The sequence below is a fragment of the Pseudonocardia sp. ICBG1293 genome (assembly GCF_020131355.1).
Taxonomy (GTDB): domain Bacteria; phylum Actinomycetota; class Actinomycetes; order Mycobacteriales; family Pseudonocardiaceae; genus Pseudonocardia.
Window position 1 is genome coordinate 13,714 of record NZ_JAHLEL010000040.1, and the last position, 18,226, is coordinate 31,939.

Consider the following 18,226-nt stretch of genomic DNA (forward strand, 5'->3'; position numbering starts at 1 on the left):
AGGTTCGTCCCGGCGCCCGACCGCGGGTGGCCGGGAAGGGTACGGGCGATGCGGATCGTGGACTGGGCCGGCGACGACGAGGGCGGTCCGGCCGTGGTCCTGCTCGACCAGCGCGCGCTGCCCGGCACGACCGAGCACCTGTACCTGCGTACCGTCGACGAGCTGGTCGCCGCGATCCGGTCGCTGGCCGTGCGCGGTGCTCCGAGCCTGGGCATCACCGGGGCCTACGGGGTCGCCCTCGCCGCGCACCTGCACGGCACCGCCACCCCGGTCGCCGTCGCCGCGGTGCGGGCGGCGGCCGAGCGGATCGCCGTCGCCCGGCCCACCGCCGTCCCGCTGGGACTGGGTGTGGCGCGGGCCCTGGCGGCGCTCGACGGCGGACCGGCGGCGGTGCTCGCACAGGCCCGCGCGGCCGCCGCGGAGGCCGCGCGGGTGAACGCCGCGGCCACCGGCCGGGCGGCGGACCTGGTGCAGGCGATGTGCCCGGACCGCCCGCTGCGGGCGCTGACGCTGTGCAACACCGGCCCGTTGGCCACCGGCGACGGCGGGACCGCGCTGGGGGCGATCCTGCGTCTGCACGAGCGCGGCGCGCTGGCCGAGGTGCTGGCGTGCGAGACGCGCCCGCTGCTGCAGGGCGCCCGGCTGACCGTGTGGGAGCTGGCCGCGGCCGGGGCGCCGCACCGGCTGTGCGTCGACTCGGCCGGGCCGGCGGCGATCGCGGCCGGACTGGTCGACGCGGTGTTCGTCGGAGCCGACCGGATCGCGGCCGACGGTGCCGTGGCGAACAAGGTCGGCACCTACATGCTGGCCTGCGCGGCGGCCCGGTCCGGGATCCCGTTCGTGGTGGTCGCCCCGGAGGAGACCGTCGACCCGCACACCCCGACCGGGGCGGACATCGTGGTCGAGCAGCGCGGGGCCGAGGAGGTCCGCGAGCACGGCGGCACGCTGCTCACCCTGCCCGGCACCCCGGTGTTCAACCCGGCCTTCGACGTCACGCCGTTCGAGCTGGTGACCGCGATCGTCACCGAGGAGCGGGCCTGGCGGCCGGGTCCGTCGCCCGCACCCTCGCCCGCTGCCGTGCGAACCGCTCCCGCACCGCGCTGATCTCGGCGTCGGGCAGCAGCCGCGGCTCGCCGGCCGCCCGGGCGCGCAGCCAGACGTCGCAGAGCCATTCGAGCTGGCGGGCTCCGTCGTACGCGGCGCCGAGGGTGTCGTCGAGCACCAGCGTGCCGTGCCGGCCGAGGACGACGGCGGTGGACTCCCCCAGTGCCGCGAGCGCGTTCACGACCAGCTCGGGGCTGCCGAACGGCGCGTACTCCGACACCCGCACCGCCTCGCCGAACATCGCGAGCTGGTAGTGCACGGCCGGGACGTGGTCGGACACGGTCGACAGCGCGACCGCCGCCGGGGAGTGCGTGTGGACGACGGCGCCGGTCCCCCGGCGGGCGTGCGCGGCCAGGTGCAGGGCGAGTTCGCTGGTCGGTTCCCGGCCGCCGTCGACGACCGTGCCCGCGTCGTCGACGAGCACGACGTCGGACGCGGTCATCGTCTCGTAGTCCACGCCGGACGGGGTCACCGCGATGAGGTCCCCGCTGCGCACCGACAGGTTCCCCGAGGTACCGACGACCAGACCGTCGCGGACCATCCGGCGGGACCAGGTGCAGAGCAGCTCGCGGGCGGGCGTGTGGTCGTGGGGCACCGGGGCAGGGTCGCACGCCGACCCGACCGGGGGTCACACCTCCGAGTCGACCCGCCCCCGCCGGGGCGCGCCCGGCCCCGACCGGGCCGCAGGATCGTCCCATCGCGGACACCGGCCCCGGCCGGACGCCACGCGGAGGGCGGTAGGACCCCGACCGCGCCGGTTCCCGGCGCAGGAAGCGAGCACATCGTGAGGACCGCCCTGCGTGCCGCCACCACCGCGGCAGGCGCCGTCGCCGCCGCACTCGTCCTGGCCGCCGTCACCACCGGGACCGCGTCGGCGCAGCCCGCCCCGCCCACCGAGCCGCCGCTGAGCCCGGCCGACCAGGCCGCCCAGTTCGCCTGCCTGCAGAAGTACCTGGACTTCTGGGCGCTGCCCGGTCAGTCGCTGCAGGACCCGGTGGCGTTCTCACTGCTGGTCACGCAGGCCGCACAGGAGTGCGACGCGGTCCGGGCACCCGCCGCGCCCGCGACGCCCGCCGCACCGGTGGCCGGGGCCTGACCGCGGGTCACAGCAGGTCGCTGCGGCTCAGTACCCCGACCAGCACGTCGTCGTCGTCGACCACCGGGACGACCCGGAACCCGCGCCGGGACAGCAGGTCCTCGGCGTCGGTGAGCGGGTCGCCCGGCGCCACGACCTCGACGTCGCGGGTCATCACCTCCGAGACCGTGCGGGCCCGCAGACGGCGGCCGCCGTCGAGCGAGCCGTGCATGAGGTCGGCCTCCGAGACGATGCCCAGCAGGTGGTCGTGGTCGTCGACCACCGGGACGGCGGTGAACCGGTAGGACAGCAGGACCTCGGCGGTCTCGTCGAGGGCCAGCTCCGGCGGGATCGCGACCAGCCCGCCGTCGGTCATCACGTCCGCGACCCGCAGCGACGACGTCGGGCGTCCGCCGATCCGGCCCGCCCCGCGCGGCGCCATCGCCTCGGGCAGCGGCGCCACCGGCACCACGCCGCCGATCCGGCGTGCGGTGCGGCGCAACCGCCCGCCGGAGTGCCGGTGCCGCAGCAGGTCGCTGCGGGTGATCACGCCGACCAGGACGCCCTTGTCGACGACCGGGACCAGGCGCAGCTCGCCGTAGACCCGCATGCGGTGCGCGACGATCGAGATGCTGGTCGTCGGCAGCACGGAGACGACCTGCTCGGTCATCGCGTCCCCGACCACCGCGTGCGGGTCGTCGCGGTGACGCAGCACGTCGACCAGCGAGATCACCCCGACCAGGGTGAACCGCCGGTCGACCACCGGCAGGGCGGAGAACCGGGACTCGGCCATCCGTTCCCGTGCCCGGGGCAGCGGCGCGTCCGCCCAGATCGTGACGACGCGTTCGGTCATGACATCGCGAGCACGCACCACCATGGACGCACCGTAACCACGGCGGCGCCGCGGCCGCCAACGCTCACCGAGCGCGGTGGCGGACGGTCCCGGCCCCCGGCAGGCCCGCACGTGGGCCGCCCTCGGCCACGGCGGTCGGGACTGGGCGGTCGGGACTGGGTGGTCAGGACTCGGTGAGGTCGGAGCCGGGCAGCGGCCCGAGCAGGGCGAAGGCGTCGAGGTAGGGCTCGACGTCGCCGCGCTCGGTCCAGGACCGCAGCTGGGCCGCGGACCGGCGGGTGACCAGGGCACGGGCCAGGTCGAAGTCCGGCGCGCGCACGACCACCGCGGCCCCGGCCTCCGTACCGGCCGACACCCACCGGCGACCGTCGCCGACCAGCGCGATCGGCGGGAGGTCACCCAGTGCCGCGCCGAACCGGCCCAGGAAGGTGTCCATGATCGCGTAGAGGCCGGGGGTGTGCTGCCCGCCGGGCTCGCCCAGCGCACCGCGCAGGTCCTGCTCGTGGATGATCACGTCGCCCAGCGGGCGGGTGGTGTTCGCCGCCATCCACTCGCGCAGCGGGCCGGTCAGCGACTCCCACTCCGCGACGAGCTCGGCCACGTCGCGGTCGCGTCGCGCGCGGACCTGCCGGTCGGTCCACTCCTCGTTGTGGTCGTCGGGCTCGTCGCCGCGCACCACGTCCGCACCGAGCCCCACCATGTGCGAGAACAGGTCGCGCACCGTCCAGTCCGGGCACGACGGGACCCTGAGTTCGGAGCGCTCGGGCGGCAGGTCCCGCACCAGGTCGATGACCCGGCGCTGCGCCCGGGTCCATTCCTCGATCTCGTCGATACCGCTCACGGGTACCGATCCCATCACGACCCGGGCTCCGTCGCCGCTCACGTGGGTGTTTTGCCTGGACCGCGCCCGGGCACCTGGGGATCATCGACCCCGACACGGCGGCGACGTCGGCACCGCGACCGGGCCGGACGGCACCGCCGGTACCGGGACCGCCGGTGCGTCGGTGAGGAGAGGACGAGCGTGAGCAGCCCACCCCCGTACCCGGGTCGCCCCGGGGACCCGCAGGACCCACGGAACCCGGACCCGCCGACCCAGCAGAACCAGCCCTACGGCGCCCCGCCCCCGTACGGGCAGCAGCCGTACGGCGACCCGCAGTACGGACAGCAGCCTCACGGCGACCCGCGGTACGGACAGCAGCCCTACGGCGACCAGCAGCAGTACGGGCAGCAGCCCTACGGCGCGCAGGGCCAGGACCCGGCCGCGTACCCGGACCGGCCGCCCGCCGGCGCGCCGGGGTGGCAGCAGGGCGGGCCGCCCCCGGCCCGGCCGCGCAACGGCATCGGGATCGCCGCGCTGGTGCTCGGCATCCTGGCCGTGTTGCTCGGGTTCCTCCTGGTGGGCGCCCTGTTCGGGGTCGTCGCGGTCGCACTGGGCATCGTGGGGATCAGCCGGGCGTCCCGCGGCGGCGCCACCAACCGCGGGGTCGCGATCACCGGGGTCGTGCTCGGCCTGCTGGGCATCGTGATCGCGGTCGCGGTCGTCGCCTTCGGGCTGAGCGTGTTCAACCGGGTCGGCGGGGACGAGTACGTCAGCTGCGTGCAGCAGGCCGGCACCGACCAGTCCGCGATCGCGCAGTGCCAGCAGGACCTCGAGGACCGCCTCCAGGGTCAGCTGGACCAGGGCGGCAGCTGACCCGGTGACCGCGGGCCCGGCGGCCGGTCCCCGGTCAGCCGGACCCGCGGGCCGCGGCGTGGAACGCGCCGCCGGTCCCGAACACCAGCCGGGCGAACCGTTCCCCCATCCGCAGGTGTGCCTCGGGGCCGGGGTGCAGCCGGTCGGGCAGCGGCAGGTCGGCCGCGTCGCGGTCGCCGTAGAGCTCGCGGCCGTCGAGGTGGGCCAGCGCCGGGTCCTCGCAGGTGCGGTCGGCCACGACGCGGGCCAGCTCCTCGCGGACCACCGAGAGCGTCAGCTTCCCGGCCGCCACCTCGGCCGGGTCGCCGGTCGCGCGGAACCGCAGCCGCCCGTCGACGACCTCGGGCGCGCCCGGGCCCGGGGTGTGCTCGTGGATGGGGCACAGCACCGGGGACACCACCAGCAGCGGGGTGTCGGGATGCCCGTCGCGGATCGTGTCGAGGACACCGTGCACGGCGGGCGCGAACGCACGCCGGCGCATCAGGTCGGCGTTGACGATGTTGATCCCGATCTTCACGCTGATCATGTCGGCCGGGGTGTCGCGCATCGTCCGCGCGACGAACGGGTCGAGCATCGCGCTGCCGGAGAACCCGAGGTTCAGCAGCTCGACCCCGGCGGTCCGGGCGGCGAGCGCGGGCCAGGTCGTGCTGGGGCCCGCGGCGTTGCTGCCCTGGCTGATCGAGCTGCCGTGGTGCAGCCACACCGGACGTCCGCCGGGCGCGACGGCGGCGACCGGCGCGTCGGTGCGCAGCGCGACGACCTCGGTGATCTCGTTGTGCGGCAGCCAGATCTCCACGACCGCGTCGCGCCCGGGCAGGGTGAAGCGCACCGGACCGGGCGGGCCGTCGGTGATCGTGACCTCCCCCGTCGACGGGTCGGTCATGAGGAGCTTGCCGCCGGAGGTCGTCGCGGTGCCCGCGGGGTGCCCGTCGACGAGCAGGTCGTAGGCGCCGTCGGGCCGCAGCGGGGCCCCGACCAGCCCGATCCGGGTGCGCAGGGTCTCCAGCTCGACCGTCCGCGCGGCGGTGCGGAACACGACCCGGACCCCGGACGGCTGGCTCTGGGCGCCCGCCAGCTGCGGGTCGGAGTTGCGGGCACGGGCGGTGGCCGGCAGCCGCTGCGGGAGCAGGCCCCGCTCACCGTCCACGGTGTCGAGGACGCCGTGGAGCAGGTCGGGCCGGATCGGGGTGGTGAGCACCCGCTCAGCCTGGCACGCGCGCGGTGACCGATCACCCGAGAATCACAGGCGTGCAGACCGCCGCCGCCGTCCAGACCCTCGCGACCACGCTGCTGGCCGGCATCGCCTGGGCCGTGCAGGGAGTCGTCTACCCGGCGTTCGCGCTCGTCCCGGCCGACGCCTGGGCCCGCTACCACGCCGCGCACGGCCGGGCGGTCACGATCGTCGTCGGGCCACCGTGGGTCGTCCAGGGGCTCGCCACGGTGGCGCTGCTGCTCCTGGCCCCCGGCGAGCCGCTGGTGTGGGCGGCCGCGGTCACGGCCGCCGCCGGCGTCGTGGTGACCCTGCCCGCGGTGTCCCTGCACGCCCGCCTCGACCCGGCCGCACACCCGGGCGACCTGCGCCGGCTGCTGCGGGTCAACCTGGCGCGGGCGCTCGTGTGGTCGGCCGGTGCCGTCGTGGGGGTGCTGCTGACGACCGCCTCCGGCGCGTGACCCAGGATGACCGGGTGACTGCGACCGAGGACGAGCGCGTGGCGGCCGACGACCGCGCGCACACCGACGTGGAACGCGTGCTGGTGATCGCCGCGCACCCCGACGACATCGACTTCTCCTGCGGCGGCACCGTCGCGGTGTGGACCGCCGCCGGGGTCGCGGTGACCTACTGCCTGGTGACCGACGGCGACGCGGGCGGCTTCGACCCGGCCGTGCCGCGCAGCGACATCGCGGGCATCCGCCGGGCCGAGCAGACCGCCGCCGCGGCGGCGGCGGGCGTCACCGACCTGGTGTTCCTCGGCCACCCCGACGGGCGGCTGACCGTGACCCTGGAGCTGCGCCGCGACCTGGCCCGGGTGATCCGGCAGGTCCGCCCGGACCGCGTGGTGGTCCCGCAGCCGGTGCGCGACCTGCGCAGCATGTACGGCAGCCACCCCGACCACACCGCGACCGGGGAGGCCGCCCTGTGCGCGGTGTACCCCGACGCGCGCAACCCGTACGCCTTCCCCGAGCTGGCCGCGGCCGGGCACGAGGCGCACACGGTCGGCGAGGTGTGGGTCCTCGGCCCCGCCCCCGCCGACGACCCGGCGGGCGCACGGCACGTCGACATCACCGACACCCTCGACGTCAAGATCGCGGCGTTGCGGGCGCACGAGAGCCAGACCGCGCACATGACCGACCTGGAGGACATGATCACCCGGTGGTCCGGGTCGCTGGCCGAGCGGGCCGGGTTCCCGCCCGGGCGGCTCGTCGAGTCCTTCCACGCGCTCGACACGCGCTGAGTGGCACCGGACCCGCCGCTCACCCCTCCCCGCCGCCGGCGAGACCCAGGGCCTCGGCGGGGCACAGGGCGTGCCGCTCGCGGACGGTCCACTCCAGCTGCGGGGCGGCCCCCGCACCGCAGCGTTCCAGCAGGCGGGCGACGCCCGGCCGGACGTTCTCCAGCCGCAGCCGCACGCTCACCGGGAGCTCGTCGGCGGCGTGCACGAGTCCGACCGCGCCCGCGACGTCGACGAACCGCAGCGTGGACAGGTCCGCGGTCAGCAGGCCCTCACCGGCCTCGCCGCGGACGACCCGGTCGATCAGCGTCGCCAGCACCCGGCGGACCTGGGGACGGTTGGCGTGGTCGACCTCGCCGGCGAGCCGGACCCGGGCCGGGGCGGTCTCGGTGATGCGCAGCAGGCTGTCGTCGTGGAGCGGGGCGGCGGTCAGCTCGGCGGGGTGCAGGCCGCGCATCGTCGCGATGAGCTCGTCGGGGTAGCGCAGGTGGTCGTAGACGCACAGCGCTCGCAGCGGGTGGTCGCGGACGGCGTCGTCGAGCCTGCGGTCGTACTCGTCCAGCACCGGGCCGCCGGGACGGCGCAGACCGTGGTCCATCTGCCCGCTGAAGCGCAGCCCCGCCCAGCCCGCGTCGAGCGCGGCGGCGACGTTCTGCTCCATCAGCCCGGTGAGCTCGTCGATCGGGGCGTGCAGTGCGGCCCGGGTGAACTCGCCCGGCACGAGCTGGAACTGGCCCGAGCGCAGCGGGCCGGTGACGTCGACGCCGTCGTCGGCCAGGCGGGACAGCACCAGCCCGGCGGTGTCGTCGTCGAAGTAGGCGACCCGCTCCCCCGCCGTGAGCCCCTCGGCCAGGAACGCCGCGACGTCCTCGGCCAGCTGCTCGTCGCTGACCGGCACGGTGAGCACGTGCCGGTGGGGCTCCCGTACCGGTGCGGACACCGTCACCCCCCGTCATGACGCGCCCGGCGGCCCCCCGACAGGTGTGACGCTGCCGACACGATAAGAGGTCGCGCGGATTGGTTGGTGATCATGGACGTCGTGCAGGTCGGGCGTTCCAGCGGTGTGTGGTCCAGGCCTGCCGAATCAAGCTACGGAGTGTGACGATCGTGTCGGCGAGGTCGAAGAACGCGTCGACGACGATTTCTCGTCGTTCGTAGCAGCGCTGCAGCCGGTTGAAGCTGTTGTGCCAAGCGTTGGTCCGCTCGACGTGCCAGCGGCGGGTGGCCTGGATCGGCGCTTTCTCACCCTTGTGCGCGATCTCGCCGTGCAGGCCTCGTTCGGCCAGCGTGTCGCGGGTCTTGCCGGAGTCATAGCCGGCGTCGAGGTGCACGGTGATGTCGTCGGGCAGCGGGCCGAGAGCATCGAGGCGGTCGAGGGTGGGGCCCAGTAGCGGGGAGTCGTGCCGGTTGGCTCCGGCCAGGACTCGGCCCAGCGGGATGCCGTATCCCTCGACGAGCACCGAACGTTTCATACCCTGTTTGCGCCGGTCCACCGGCGACGGACCGGCGACCTCGCCGCCGCCGGGGGCCTTGGTGATGGCGCCATCGACGGCGATGTCGTGCAGCAGCAGACCGACGATGCGGTCGTAGGCGTCCAGGACGATCCGACGCAGCTGGGCGAAGACCCCGAGCCTGATCCACTCGTCACGACGATCGCGGATGGTGGTCGCCGAGCAGGTGCTGTCAGCGATGCCCTCATACGAGCAGCCGAACCGCAGTACCTGCAGGAGCTTGTCGAACACGATCCGATCCGCGATCCGGCGGCGATGGCAGCCCAGCGGATGGGTGGGATCGAACTCGTCTCGATGAGGCAGCAGCGCGGTGAACTGGTCCCACAACGGCTCGGTCAGCCATGATGGCAGGGTGGGCACGCGGCCTCCAGACGATCACGAAGCGTAGATAACTTCATGATCGGCAGGCCCGTACCCGCCCTCGCCCCCAGACACTCGACCGCGGCCAAGCTGTGACCAATCCGCGCGACCTCTAAGTGATCACGGGTGCGCAGGCGACCCGGCCCCTGTCGTACGGGCCCGTCGAGGCGTAGAGTTAGCCAGACCGAACTCCTTTGTTCGGGGCGCACAGTGCGGGTCACGGGCACCGGCGCCGATCGTGAGGTGGTCGTCATGTTCCGAGCCGCTCCGCAGTCGCGGGCGACCGAGGTGCGCGTGGTGGCGCTCGCCGGCGCGCTCATGGTGCTGCTGGCCGTCGCCACGATCGTCTCGGTGCCGCTGGCGCCCCCCGTCGTCACCGTGCTCCTGGCCGCCGCCGCGCTGGCCGTCCGGCCACTGGTCGTCGCACGCGTCCGCCACAGCGCCCGCGCCGGACGGGTCGCCGCGCGCCGCTGAGGAGACCTACGGTGGGGGCCCCGATCCGAGGAGCCCCCATGACGACCGTCGGCGAGGCCGGTTGGCAGGTGCTGACCGCGCACGGCATCGACACCGTGTTCGGCAACCCCGGCTCGAACGAGCTGCCCTTCCTGGCGGCGATGCCCGACGGGGTGCGCTACGTCCTGGGCCTGCACGAGGGCGCCGTGCTGGGCATGGCCGACGGGTACGCCCAGGCCACCGGCGGTCCCGCCCTGGTCAACCTGCACGCCGCGTCCGGGTCGGGGAACGCGATGGGGGCGCTCACCAACGCCGTCTACTCCCACTCCCCGCTCGTGCTCACCGCGGGCCAGCAGGTCCGCTCCACCGTGGGCCAGGAGGTCATGCTGACCAACGTGGACGCGGCCGCGCTCCCGCGCCCGCTGGTCAAGCACGCCGCCGAGCCCGCGTCGGCCCAGGACGTGCCGAGGGCGCTGTCCCAGGCCGTGCACACCGCGCTGCTGGCCCCCAGGGGGCCGGTCTACCTCTCGATCCCCTACGATGACTGGTCCCGCGAGGCGGGCCCGGACGCCGCCCACCTGCCGGCCCGGCGCACGACCGCCGCCGCCGAGCTCGGCGAACAGGCCCTGGCGGAGCTGGCCGGGGCACTGGCCGGGGCCGCGGACCCGGTGCTGGTGCTCGGCCCGCAGGTCGACGCGGACCGGGCCAACGACCATGCGGTCGCCCTCGCCGAGCGGCTCGCCTGCCCGGTGTGGATCGCGCCCTCGGCGTCGCGGTGCCCGTTCCCGACCCGGCACCCGGCGTTCCGCGGGATCCTCCCGGCCTCGGTGCGCGACGTGTCCGACCGGCTGGCCGGGCACGACGTCGTCCTGGTCGTGGGCGCCCCGGTGTTCCGCTACCACCAGTGGGTACCCGGCGACCTGCTGCCGGCGGGCGCCCGGCTCCTGCACCTGACCGCGGACCCGGCCGAGGCCGCGCGGGCCCCGATGGGCGAGGCCTGGGTCGGCCCGGTCGGCCCGGCGCTGGCCGCGCTGGCCGCGCGGGTCCCGGACTCCGGACGGGAGCCGCCGGCGGCCCGGCCCGGGCCGCCGGACCCGCAGGGCGCCGACGACCACGTCCCGCCGCAGCAGCTGTTCGCGCTGGTCCGTGACGCGGCGCCGGCCGGCACCGTGCACGTGTGCGAGTCCACGTCGACCATCGACGACTTCGTCGCCCAGGCCGATCTCACCGAGCCGGGCAGCTACCTGTTCCCCGCCTCCGGCGGCCTCGGGTTCGGGCTGCCCGCCGCCGTGGGGGCGCAGCTGGCCCACGGCGGGGCGCGCCGGGTGGTGGCGCTCGTCGGCGACGGGTCGGCCAACTACGGCATCACCGCACTGTGGACGGCGGCCCGGTACCGGGTGCCGGTGGTCTTCGTGATCCTGAAGAACGGCACCTACGGGGCGCTGCGCGGGTTCGCCGGGCTGCTCGGCACCGGGGAGACCCCGGGCCTGGACGTCCCCGGCCTGGACTTCGTGCAGATCTCCGAGGGCTACGGCGTGCCCGCGGTCTCGGTGACCGACGCCGCGTCGGCGGCGGCCGCGCTGAAGGACGCGTTCGCCGCCGACGGGCCGCGGCTGATCGAGGTCGTCACCGCGCCGGGCGTGGCGTAGGCGCTCACACCGTGGCCAGCGCGGCGTAGCGGCCCGCGCCGGCGAGCAGCTCGTCGTGGCGGCCGGACTCGACGATCCGGCCGTGGTCGACCACGGCGATCCGGTCGGCGTCGCGCACCGTGGACAGCCGGTGCGCGATGGTGATCGTCGTCCGGTCACGGGTGAGCGCGTCGAACGCGGCCTGCACGGCCCGCTCGGTGCGGGTGTCGAGTGCACTGGTGGCCTCGTCGAGGACCAGCACCTTCGGGTCGCGCAGCAGCGTGCAGGCGATCGCGATGCGCTGCTTCTCCCCGCCGGAGAACCGGTGACCGCGCGAGCCGACGACGGTGTCGTACCCCTCGGGCAGGCCGGCGATCAGCTCGTGCACCTGGGCCGCCCGCGCGGCGGCCTCGATCTCGGCGTCGGTGGCGTCCGGGCGGGCGTGGCGCAGGTTCTCCCGCACGGTGGCGTGGAGCAGGTAGGTGTCCTGCCCGACGACGCCGACGATGCGGGTCAGGTCCGCGGCGGCCGTGTCCCGCAGGTCCACCCCGTCGATGGTGACCCGGCCCGCGGTCGGGTCGTGCAGCCGCGCGACCAGCCCGGCCAGCGTGGTCTTGCCGGACCCGGTCTCGCCGACCAGGGCCAGGGTGGTCCCGGCGGGGACGTCGAGGTCGATCCCGGCGACGGCGGCGGCGTCGCTGCCGGGGTAGGCGAAGGTGACGCCGTCGAGGCGGACGTGCCCGCGGACCCGGTCGTGGTCCACCGCGACCGGGTGCTCCGGCTCGGCGACGTCCACGGTCAGGTCCAGGTACTCGAAGATCCGGGCGAACAGCGCCAGCGACGCCACGATCTGCACGCCGACGCTCAGCAGCCCCATGACCGGCCGGAACAGCCCGCCCTGCAACGCGGTGAACGCGACCAGCGTGCCGATGCTCATCGTCCCGGCGGCGAACGGCAGCCCGGCGGCGAGGTAGATGACCGCGGGCACGGCGGCGAACACGACCTGGGTGACCGCCATCGTCCAGCGCCCGGCGAGCTGGCTGCGCAGCTCCAGCCCGATCAGCCGCGACGAGGAGTCGGTGAAGCGGCGGGTCAGCTCCGGTCCGCTGCCGAGGGTCTTGGACAGCGCGACGCCGTCGACCGACAGGCTCTCCTCGACGGTGACGTTCAGGTCGGCCAGCTCGCGCTGCTGGGCGGCGGTGATCGCGCGGCGGGTGCGGGCGACCCGGCGGGTCAGCAGGATCGCCGGGGGCAGCACGACGAGCGAGACCAGGGTCAGCTGCCAGGACAGCGCGGTCATCGCGACCAGGGTGGCGACGGTCGTGGTCAGGTTCGACGCGACCGAGGTCGCGGTGGTGGTGACCACGGACTGCATGCCGCCGATGTCGTTGGTGATGCGCGACTGCACCTCGCCGGTGCGGGTCCGGGTGAAGAAGGCCAGGCTCTGGCGCTGCAGGTGGGCGAAGACGCCGGTGCGCAGACCGTGCATGACCTCTTGGCCGATCCGGGTGGAGATCCAGGTCTGGGCGCCGCCGAGCGCGGCGGTGAGCGCGGCGACCGCGACCATGCCGCCGGCGAGCCAGGCGAGCAGCGTGACGTCACGCTGCGGCAGCGCCACGTCGATGACCTCGCGCAGCAGGAACGGCGAGGCCATCCCCACGATCGACGAGGCCACGATCGTCGCGACGACGACCGTGAGCGGGCCCCGGTGCGGTGCGAACAGCGCGCCGATGCGGCGCAGCGAGACCGCGCGGGCCTGCTCCTTCTCCTCCGGCGAGGTGCTGCGGGTGTCCGGCCGGCCGGGCCGGGTCGGGGGTCGGGTGTCCAAGGGGTCTCCTCGGTGTCGATTTACTGTGGTTGCCTCACTATGAGGCAGCAACAGCGTCGTGCACTAGTCTGTTCCCGTGCCGGACCGGGAACCGCCCAGGGACGCGCGCAGCGACCTGGTCGACACGTTCTGGTCGGTGGCGCGTGCGCTGCGCCACGCCTCGGCCGAGCGGCTGGCGGGCTGGGGGCTGACCCCGTCGCAGGCCCGGGCGCTCGGCACACTGGTCCGGCACGGCGAGATGCGCCCGGGAACGCTGGCCGGGCACCTGCGGATCACCCCGCGCTCGGCGACCGAGGTGGTCGACGCGCTGGCCGGGCTCGGGATGGTCGAGCGGGCCACCGACCCGGCGGACCGGCGGGCGGTGCTGGTGCGGGTCACGGACAAGGGCGCGGCGACGACGCGCGACGTGCGGGCCGCACGGGCCGACGGCGCCGAGGCGCTGTTCGCCCGGCTGTCCGACGCCGACCGCGGCGAGCTGGCCCGGATCCTCGGCGTGCTGCGCGACGGCACCGACGGGGACCGCCACTGCTGAGCGCGGTCCGCCCACGACCGGAACAGCCCCCGTCCGGGCCGGCCCTGCCGGGCGCGGGCCGGGCCGCGCGGGGGAACGGCCGCGGCAGACCGAGCGGGCCCGGGGCCACCGCGGGCGGGGCGTCCGCGGCTCACCGCACGACGGGATCCGTCCGGTCGTCGCCCCCGGAGGTACGGCCGCGGCGGACCCGCGCAGCCCGCACGAGCGCCCGCACCGCCGTCCCGGCCCCCAGGACCACGGCCCCGGCCAGCACCGACACCGGCGGCAGCAGCGTCGCGAGCACCACGCAGCCGAGCAACCCGGAGCCCGACAGCGCCCGACGCCACGGCCGGTCGCGGTGCAGGGTCAGCGCCGCGGCGTTCGCGACCGCGTAGTACAGCAGCACCGCGAACCCGGACAGGCCGATCGCGGTGACCGGGGCCGCGGTCAGCACCAGCAGCAGCACGACGGCGCCGGTGGCCAGCTCGGCCCGGTGCGGCACCGCGAACCGCGGGTGCACCGCGGCGAGCGCGCCCGGCAGCTCCCGGTCCCGGGCCATCGCCAGCACGGTGCGCCCGACCCCGGCGACCAGCGCGAGCAGCACCCCGGCCGAGGCGAGCGCGCCCCCGACCCGGACGAGCAGCGCCGTCCCGTCCCCGGCCGCGGTGGCCAGCGGCGCCGCGGACCCCGCCAGTGCGTCCGGCCCGGCGGCCCGCAGCGCGGCGACGGCGACGACGACGTAGACCACGAGCACCAGGCCGAGCGCGAGCGGGATCGCCCGCGGGATGGTGCGGGCGGGGTCGCGCACCTCCTCCCCGAGCGTGGCGATGCGGGCGTACCCGGCGAAGGCGAAGAACAGCAGGCCCGCCGCCTGCAGTACGGCGAGCGGACCGGCGTCGGCCCAGCCGTCGAAGGGGGAGACGACGGCGGGCCGGGTGGACGCGGCGACGACCACCGCCACGAGCACGGCGAGGGTGCACCCGACCAGGACCCGGGTGGCGAGCGCGGTACGGGTGACGCCGCGCAGGTTCACCGCCACCATCGCGACGACGGCCGCCGCCGCGACCGCGCGGGCGTGCTCCGGCCACGCGTAGGAGCCCAGCGTCAGGGCCATCGCGGCGCACGAGGCGGTCTTGCCGGTGACGAAGGCCCACCCGGCAAGGAACCCCCACGTCTGCCCCAGCCTGCGGCGCCCGTACACGTAGGCACCCCCGGACTCCGGGTACCGGGCGGCGAGCCACGCCGAGGACATCGCGTTCGCCGTCGCGATCACCCCGGCGACCAGCAGGGCCGGGAGCAGGGCGGTCCCGGCGACGGCCGCGGCGGGTCCGAACACCGCGAACACCCCGGCGCCGAGCATGGAGCCGACGCCGAGGACCACGGCGTCGCCGGTACCGAGCCGGCGCTGCGGGGTCGTGTGCACGTGCTCACCCTTCCCCGGGGTGGCGCCGGCCGGTCGGCGGGGTACCCGGCGACCCATGGGACCGACCGCGCACGACGGACCGCTGACGTTCACCATCGGGCACGAGGAGCTCGTCGTGCGCCAACGGTACGAGGTGCTCAGCATCGTCAACGACATCCTGGTCGCGCTCTGGTTCGTGATCGGCAGCGTGCTGTTCTTCCACGAGGCCACCACGACCGCGGGGACCTGGCTGTTCCTCCTCGGCTCGGTCGAGCTGATGATCCGCCCGGTGATCCGGCTGGCCCGCCGGGTGCACCTGCGGCGGATCACCGGTGCCCCGCCCGAGGCGGCTCACGACTTCTGACCCGCGGCGGCGGGCCGGGAGCCACCGACGGCGATCGGGTGGCGCACCCCGGCACGCCGGTCCGGACGGGGACGTGGTTCGACGCCCCCGTCCGGGGGTACGCCGCGCGGGCACCACCCGAACGACCCGGAGGCACCCCGATGTCCGACAGCACCCTCAGCAAGGTCCCGACCGCGGACCCGGCGGAGCACGAGGCGTACTTCCCGTCGCCGTACTCGCTCGATGCCTACACCGCGCCGCGCACCGACTTCGACGGCCTCGCGACGGAACCGAACGCCTGGTCCGGTGGACGCTGGAAGGTGCTCGTGCTGGCCACCGACGAGCGCTACCTGCGGATGGGCAACGGCACCTTCTTCTCCACCGGCAACCACCCGGTGGAGACGCTGCTGCCGCTGCACCACGTGCTCGGGGCCGGGTTCGGCGTCGAGATCGCGACGCTCACCGGCAACCCGGCGAAGTTCGAGTGGTGGGCCTACCCGGGCGAGGACGAGGCGGTCGCCGGCACCCGGGACCGGCTCCTCGCCCAGTGGCGCGCACCGAAGTCGCTGGCCGAGGTCGTCGAGCGCGAGCTGGGTGACGACTCGGACTACCTCGCGGTGTTCGTCCCGGGCGGGCACGGTGCACTGTCGGGCCTGCCGTTCTCCACCGACGTCCGGGACACCCTGGAGTGGGCGATGCGCACCGACCGGCTCGTGGTGTCGCTGTGCCACGGGCCCGCCGCGTTCCTCTCGACCCGGATCGGCCGCGGCCGCTCTGAGCTTGGCCCCTGGTACCGGACACCTGTCCTGAGGCGGACGCCGTCCGCCGGGAAGGATGTCGTTCGTGCCCGCTCCTCACCCGCCGGAGTTCCGGCAACGCGCTATCGACCTGGCCCGTTCGAAGGTCAAGCCGATCTCGGAAATCGCCAAGGACCTGTCGTTGTCGGAGTCGTGTCTGCGGAACTGGGTCTCCCAGGCCGACGCAGACGACGGTGACCCGCGCTCCACACGTCTGTCGAGCGCGGAGAAAAGTGAGATCGTCGAACTCCGAAAGAAGGCCCGCCGGCTCGAGATCGAGAACGAGATCCTCAAGCGTGCTGCCGCGTACTTCGCCCGGGAGAGCATCCTCCCAAAGTAGTTTTCCCGCTGGTCCGTGAACTCGCCGACGATGGATTCGACGTCGCGGTGACCTGCCGGGTCCTTGGCGTCCGCCGCCAGGGCTACTACGAATGGCACTCCGGGGCGACATCGCTACGGACGCAGGAGAACGAACTGCTCCTCAAACACATCGAGAAAATCCACGCAGAGTCCCGGGGCACCTACGGATGGCCACGTGTGCACGCCGAGCTCACCCTCGGACTCGGTATCACGGTGAACCACAAACGCGTCGCTCGGCTGATGCGCCAGGCCGGGATCCAGGGCCTCTACCGGCGACGCAACCACGGCTGCACCGTCCGGGACCAGCACGCCGACCCCTACACCGACCTGGTCGACCGCGACTTCACCGTCGACGGACCGGATGAGATCTGGTGCACCGACATCACCGAACACCCCACCCGAGAAGGGAAAGTCTACTGCGCGGCAGTCATCGATGTATTCTCCCGGAAAGCAGTCGGATGGTCCATCGCCGACAACATGCGCACCGAACTCGTCATCGACGCCCTCGGCATGGCCATACTCCGCCGACGCCCGCAATACCACGCCACGATCCTACATTCCAACCACGGCACCCAATTCACATCATGGGCATTCGGTCGACGTCTGGTCGCCGCTGGAATCGTCCCATCGATGGGCTCGATCGGAGATTGCTACGATAACTCTCTGGTCGAATCATTCTGGGGTACCATGCAACTCGAACTGCTCGATTCCAGAACCTGGAAAACCCGCGCAGAGCTTGCCACCGCCATCTTCGAATGGATAGAATGCTGGTACAATCCGTTACGGCGCCATTCCAGTATTGGGATGCTCTCCCCGAACGACTTCGAAGCAGCCCACACCCCGCCCAACCACACCCACTGACCCCACACCGTCGGTGTCCGGACTACGGGGCCAAGCTCACTCGGTGTTCGAGGGCTACGAGATGTGCGTGTTCCCCGACGCGCTCGACGCCGGCGCCAACGTCGACATCGGCTACCTGCCGGGTGAGATGCCGTGGCTGCTCGGCAAGGCCCTGACCGACGAGGGCGTCCGCGTCGTCAACGACGACATGACCGGGCGCTGCACCACCGACCGCAACGTCATCACCGGGGACAGCCCGCTGGCCGCGAACGAGCTCGGCAGGCGCACCGCGACCGCCCTGCTCGAGCTCGCCCGCCGCCGGGGCTGAGCGGGTCCGGTCAGGCCTGCGTGCCGCCGGCCGCCAGCCGCCACACCCGGTCGCGGCTGAACGGCTGGTGGTACGGCCGTACCCCCAGCGCCCGCCGGATCGCGTTCGCGACCGCGGGCGCCACCGGGTTGTAGGGCGCCTCGCTCATCGACTTCGCGCCGTAGGTGCCCAGCGCGTCGTGGGTCCGGGCGTAGCGCACCTCGGTCACCGGGACGTCGGCCATCTGCGGCACCCGGTAGGTCCGGAACACCGGGTTGAGGATCTCGCCGGAGCCGCCGACGTACACCTCCTCGTACAGCGCGCTGCCCAGCCCCATCGCGGCGCCGCCCTCGACCTGGCCGCGCAGCTGCTCGGGGTTGAGGACGGTGCCGGCGTCGACGGCCTGCACCGAGCGCAGCACCCGGACCTCGCCGGTCGCGGTGTCCACCGCGACCCGCACGCCGTGGCAGTTCGCGGTGATCGCCCGCGCGGTGCCGGGCTCCTCCCCCGTGGCCGACAGCCCCCGTTACCTTCTTGATCAAGCCCGCTGAGGGCTTGCAGGCCGCCGGCCGCGGTATGACTGACTGCCCCTGTCGCCCGATGATCTGGGGGGTGTTGTCGCCGTGGCCGGAGGGCGCCAACGACCGCTGATAGAGACCTGACCCGTGTGGTCTGCTCGTAACGTGGCTGCCGGCGCGGGTGCTCGTGGTC

22 protein-coding genes are annotated in these 18,226 nt (G+C 74.4%); 13 read left to right on the forward strand and 9 right to left on the reverse strand.

Annotation, left to right across the window (positions count from 1 at the left end):
* Positions 1 to 48: 48 nt before the first annotated feature.
* Positions 49 to 1,104, forward strand: coding sequence for an S-methyl-5-thioribose-1-phosphate isomerase (gene mtnA, locus KPF47_RS18285; RefSeq protein ID WP_224389975.1), 1,056 nt, complete (start codon positions 49 to 51; stop codon positions 1,102 to 1,104).
* Here mtnA and KPF47_RS18290 read toward each other — a convergent pair.
* Positions 1,022 to 1,699 (reverse strand): class II aldolase/adducin family protein, encoded by a 678-nt coding sequence (locus KPF47_RS18290; protein WP_224389976.1) that lies wholly within the window; start codon positions 1,697 to 1,699, stop codon positions 1,022 to 1,024. The two genes, mtnA and KPF47_RS18290, sit on opposite strands and share 83 nt — an antisense overlap.
* A gap of 189 nt (positions 1,700 to 1,888) precedes the next feature.
* On the opposite strand from KPF47_RS18290, the gene KPF47_RS18295 reads away from it, so the two are divergent.
* A complete protein-coding gene (locus KPF47_RS18295; RefSeq protein ID WP_224389977.1) occupies positions 1,889 to 2,200 on the forward strand; it encodes a hypothetical protein in 312 nt (103 codons plus the stop codon).
* Positions 2,201 to 2,207: 7 nt separating this feature from the next.
* Here the strand turns inward: KPF47_RS18295 and KPF47_RS18300 are convergent, their stop codons facing one another.
* The gene (locus tag KPF47_RS18300) at positions 2,208 to 3,056 is read right to left on the reverse strand and encodes a CBS domain-containing protein (protein WP_224389978.1); all 849 of its coding nucleotides are present in this window, start codon (positions 3,054 to 3,056) and stop codon (positions 2,208 to 2,210) included.
* A gap of 139 nt (positions 3,057 to 3,195) precedes the next feature.
* Positions 3,196 to 3,873, reverse strand: a complete 678-nt coding sequence (locus KPF47_RS18305) for a maleylpyruvate isomerase family mycothiol-dependent enzyme (protein ID WP_224389979.1) — start codon at positions 3,871 to 3,873, stop codon at positions 3,196 to 3,198.
* Positions 3,874 to 4,053: 180 nt separating this feature from the next.
* Here KPF47_RS18305 and KPF47_RS18310 point away from each other — a divergent pair, with 180 nt between their 5' ends.
* Positions 4,054 to 4,725, forward strand: a complete 672-nt coding sequence (locus tag KPF47_RS18310; protein WP_224390202.1) for a DUF4190 domain-containing protein — start codon at positions 4,054 to 4,056, stop codon at positions 4,723 to 4,725.
* A gap of 34 nt (positions 4,726 to 4,759) precedes the next feature.
* Here KPF47_RS18310 and KPF47_RS18315 read toward each other — a convergent pair whose 3' ends face one another.
* Positions 4,760 to 5,923: an SGNH/GDSL hydrolase family protein gene (locus tag KPF47_RS18315; RefSeq protein WP_224389980.1), complete on the reverse strand. Its 1,164-nt coding sequence runs from the start codon at positions 5,921 to 5,923 to the stop codon at positions 4,760 to 4,762.
* A gap of 50 nt (positions 5,924 to 5,973) precedes the next feature.
* Here KPF47_RS18315 and KPF47_RS18320 point away from each other — a divergent pair, with 50 nt between their 5' ends.
* Entirely contained in the window at positions 5,974 to 6,396 is a 423-nt protein-coding gene (locus KPF47_RS18320) for a hypothetical protein (RefSeq protein WP_224389981.1), read from the forward strand.
* A 14-nt stretch (positions 6,397 to 6,410) separates the two neighbouring features.
* Entirely contained in the window at positions 6,411 to 7,178 is a 768-nt protein-coding gene (locus tag KPF47_RS18325; RefSeq protein WP_224389982.1) for a PIG-L deacetylase family protein, read from the forward strand.
* Between the two features lie 19 nt (positions 7,179 to 7,197).
* Here the strand turns inward: KPF47_RS18325 and KPF47_RS40210 are convergent, their stop codons facing one another.
* Entirely contained in the window at positions 7,198 to 8,121 is a 924-nt protein-coding gene (locus KPF47_RS40210) for an MEDS domain-containing protein (protein WP_224389983.1), read from the reverse strand.
* A gap of 82 nt (positions 8,122 to 8,203) precedes the next feature.
* The gene (locus KPF47_RS18335; RefSeq protein WP_224386276.1) at positions 8,204 to 9,046 is read right to left on the reverse strand and encodes an IS5 family transposase; all 843 of its coding nucleotides are present in this window, start codon (positions 9,044 to 9,046) and stop codon (positions 8,204 to 8,206) included.
* Between the two features lie 252 nt (positions 9,047 to 9,298).
* Here KPF47_RS18335 and KPF47_RS18340 point away from each other — a divergent pair, with 252 nt between their 5' ends.
* Positions 9,299 to 9,520: a hypothetical protein gene (locus KPF47_RS18340; RefSeq protein ID WP_224389984.1), complete on the forward strand. Its 222-nt coding sequence runs from the start codon at positions 9,299 to 9,301 to the stop codon at positions 9,518 to 9,520.
* 38 nt (positions 9,521 to 9,558) lie between these two features.
* A complete protein-coding gene (gene mdlC / locus KPF47_RS18345) occupies positions 9,559 to 11,148 on the forward strand; it encodes a benzoylformate decarboxylase (RefSeq protein ID WP_224389985.1) in 1,590 nt (529 codons plus the stop codon).
* Between the two features lie 4 nt (positions 11,149 to 11,152).
* Here mdlC and KPF47_RS18350 read toward each other — a convergent pair whose 3' ends face one another.
* Complete coding sequence (locus KPF47_RS18350; RefSeq protein WP_305080447.1) at positions 11,153 to 12,955, reverse strand: ABC transporter ATP-binding protein; 1,803 nt, start codon at positions 12,953 to 12,955, stop codon at positions 11,153 to 11,155.
* Between the two features lie 76 nt (positions 12,956 to 13,031).
* On the opposite strand from KPF47_RS18350, the gene KPF47_RS18355 reads away from it, so the two are divergent.
* The gene (locus tag KPF47_RS18355; RefSeq protein ID WP_224389986.1) at positions 13,032 to 13,487 is read left to right on the forward strand and encodes a MarR family winged helix-turn-helix transcriptional regulator; all 456 of its coding nucleotides are present in this window, start codon (positions 13,032 to 13,034) and stop codon (positions 13,485 to 13,487) included.
* 130 nt (positions 13,488 to 13,617) lie between these two features.
* On the opposite strand, the gene KPF47_RS18360 is transcribed toward KPF47_RS18355, so the two are convergent.
* A complete protein-coding gene (locus KPF47_RS18360; RefSeq protein ID WP_224389987.1) occupies positions 13,618 to 14,889 on the reverse strand; it encodes an APC family permease in 1,272 nt (423 codons plus the stop codon).
* A 55-nt stretch (positions 14,890 to 14,944) separates the two neighbouring features.
* Between KPF47_RS18360 and KPF47_RS18365 the strand changes: the two genes are divergently transcribed.
* From KPF47_RS18365 to KPF47_RS18385, 5 genes are all read left to right on the forward strand, one after another.
* Positions 14,945 to 15,232: a YrhK family protein gene (locus tag KPF47_RS18365; RefSeq protein ID WP_224389988.1), complete on the forward strand. Its 288-nt coding sequence runs from the start codon at positions 14,945 to 14,947 to the stop codon at positions 15,230 to 15,232.
* Between the two features lie 140 nt (positions 15,233 to 15,372).
* Positions 15,373 to 16,206 (forward strand): hypothetical protein, encoded by an 834-nt coding sequence (locus KPF47_RS18370; protein WP_224389989.1) that lies wholly within the window; start codon positions 15,373 to 15,375, stop codon positions 16,204 to 16,206.
* The gene (locus KPF47_RS18375) at positions 16,124 to 16,348 is read left to right on the forward strand and encodes a transposase (protein ID WP_308015433.1); all 225 of its coding nucleotides are present in this window, start codon (positions 16,124 to 16,126) and stop codon (positions 16,346 to 16,348) included. The genes KPF47_RS18370 and KPF47_RS18375 overlap by 83 nt, the downstream gene beginning before the upstream one ends.
* Positions 16,349 to 16,395: 47 nt before the next feature.
* Positions 16,396 to 17,229: an IS3 family transposase gene (locus KPF47_RS18380; RefSeq protein WP_308015423.1), complete on the forward strand. Its 834-nt coding sequence runs from the start codon at positions 16,396 to 16,398 to the stop codon at positions 17,227 to 17,229.
* 43 nt (positions 17,230 to 17,272) lie between these two features.
* Positions 17,273 to 17,536: a hypothetical protein gene (locus tag KPF47_RS18385; RefSeq protein WP_224389990.1), complete on the forward strand. Its 264-nt coding sequence runs from the start codon at positions 17,273 to 17,275 to the stop codon at positions 17,534 to 17,536.
* Between the two features lie 10 nt (positions 17,537 to 17,546).
* Here the strand turns inward: KPF47_RS18385 and KPF47_RS18390 are convergent, their stop codons facing one another.
* Positions 17,547 to 18,035 (reverse strand): molybdopterin cofactor-binding domain-containing protein, encoded by a 489-nt coding sequence (locus KPF47_RS18390; protein WP_224390185.1) that lies wholly within the window; start codon positions 18,033 to 18,035, stop codon positions 17,547 to 17,549.
* Between the last annotated feature and the right edge of the window lie 191 nt (positions 18,036 to 18,226).

Bases quoted from the DNA above. Each gene is read 5' to 3' on its own strand.
- mtnA (WP_224389975.1), top strand. From the start codon at position 49: ATGCGGATCGTGGACTGGGCCGGCGACGACGAGGGCGGTCCGGCCGTG.
- KPF47_RS18365 (WP_224389988.1), top strand. From the start codon at position 14,945: ATGGGACCGACCGCGCACGACGGACCGCTGACGTTCACCATCGGGCAC.
- KPF47_RS18340 (WP_224389984.1), top strand. From the start codon at position 9,299: ATGTTCCGAGCCGCTCCGCAGTCGCGGGCGACCGAGGTGCGCGTGGTG.
- KPF47_RS18370 (WP_224389989.1), top strand. From the start codon at position 15,373: ATGTCCGACAGCACCCTCAGCAAGGTCCCGACCGCGGACCCGGCGGAG.
- mdlC (WP_224389985.1), top strand. From the start codon at position 9,559: ATGACGACCGTCGGCGAGGCCGGTTGGCAGGTGCTGACCGCGCACGGC.
- KPF47_RS18300 (WP_224389978.1), bottom strand. From the start codon at position 3,056: ATGGTGGTGCGTGCTCGCGATGTCATGACCGAACGCGTCGTCACGATC.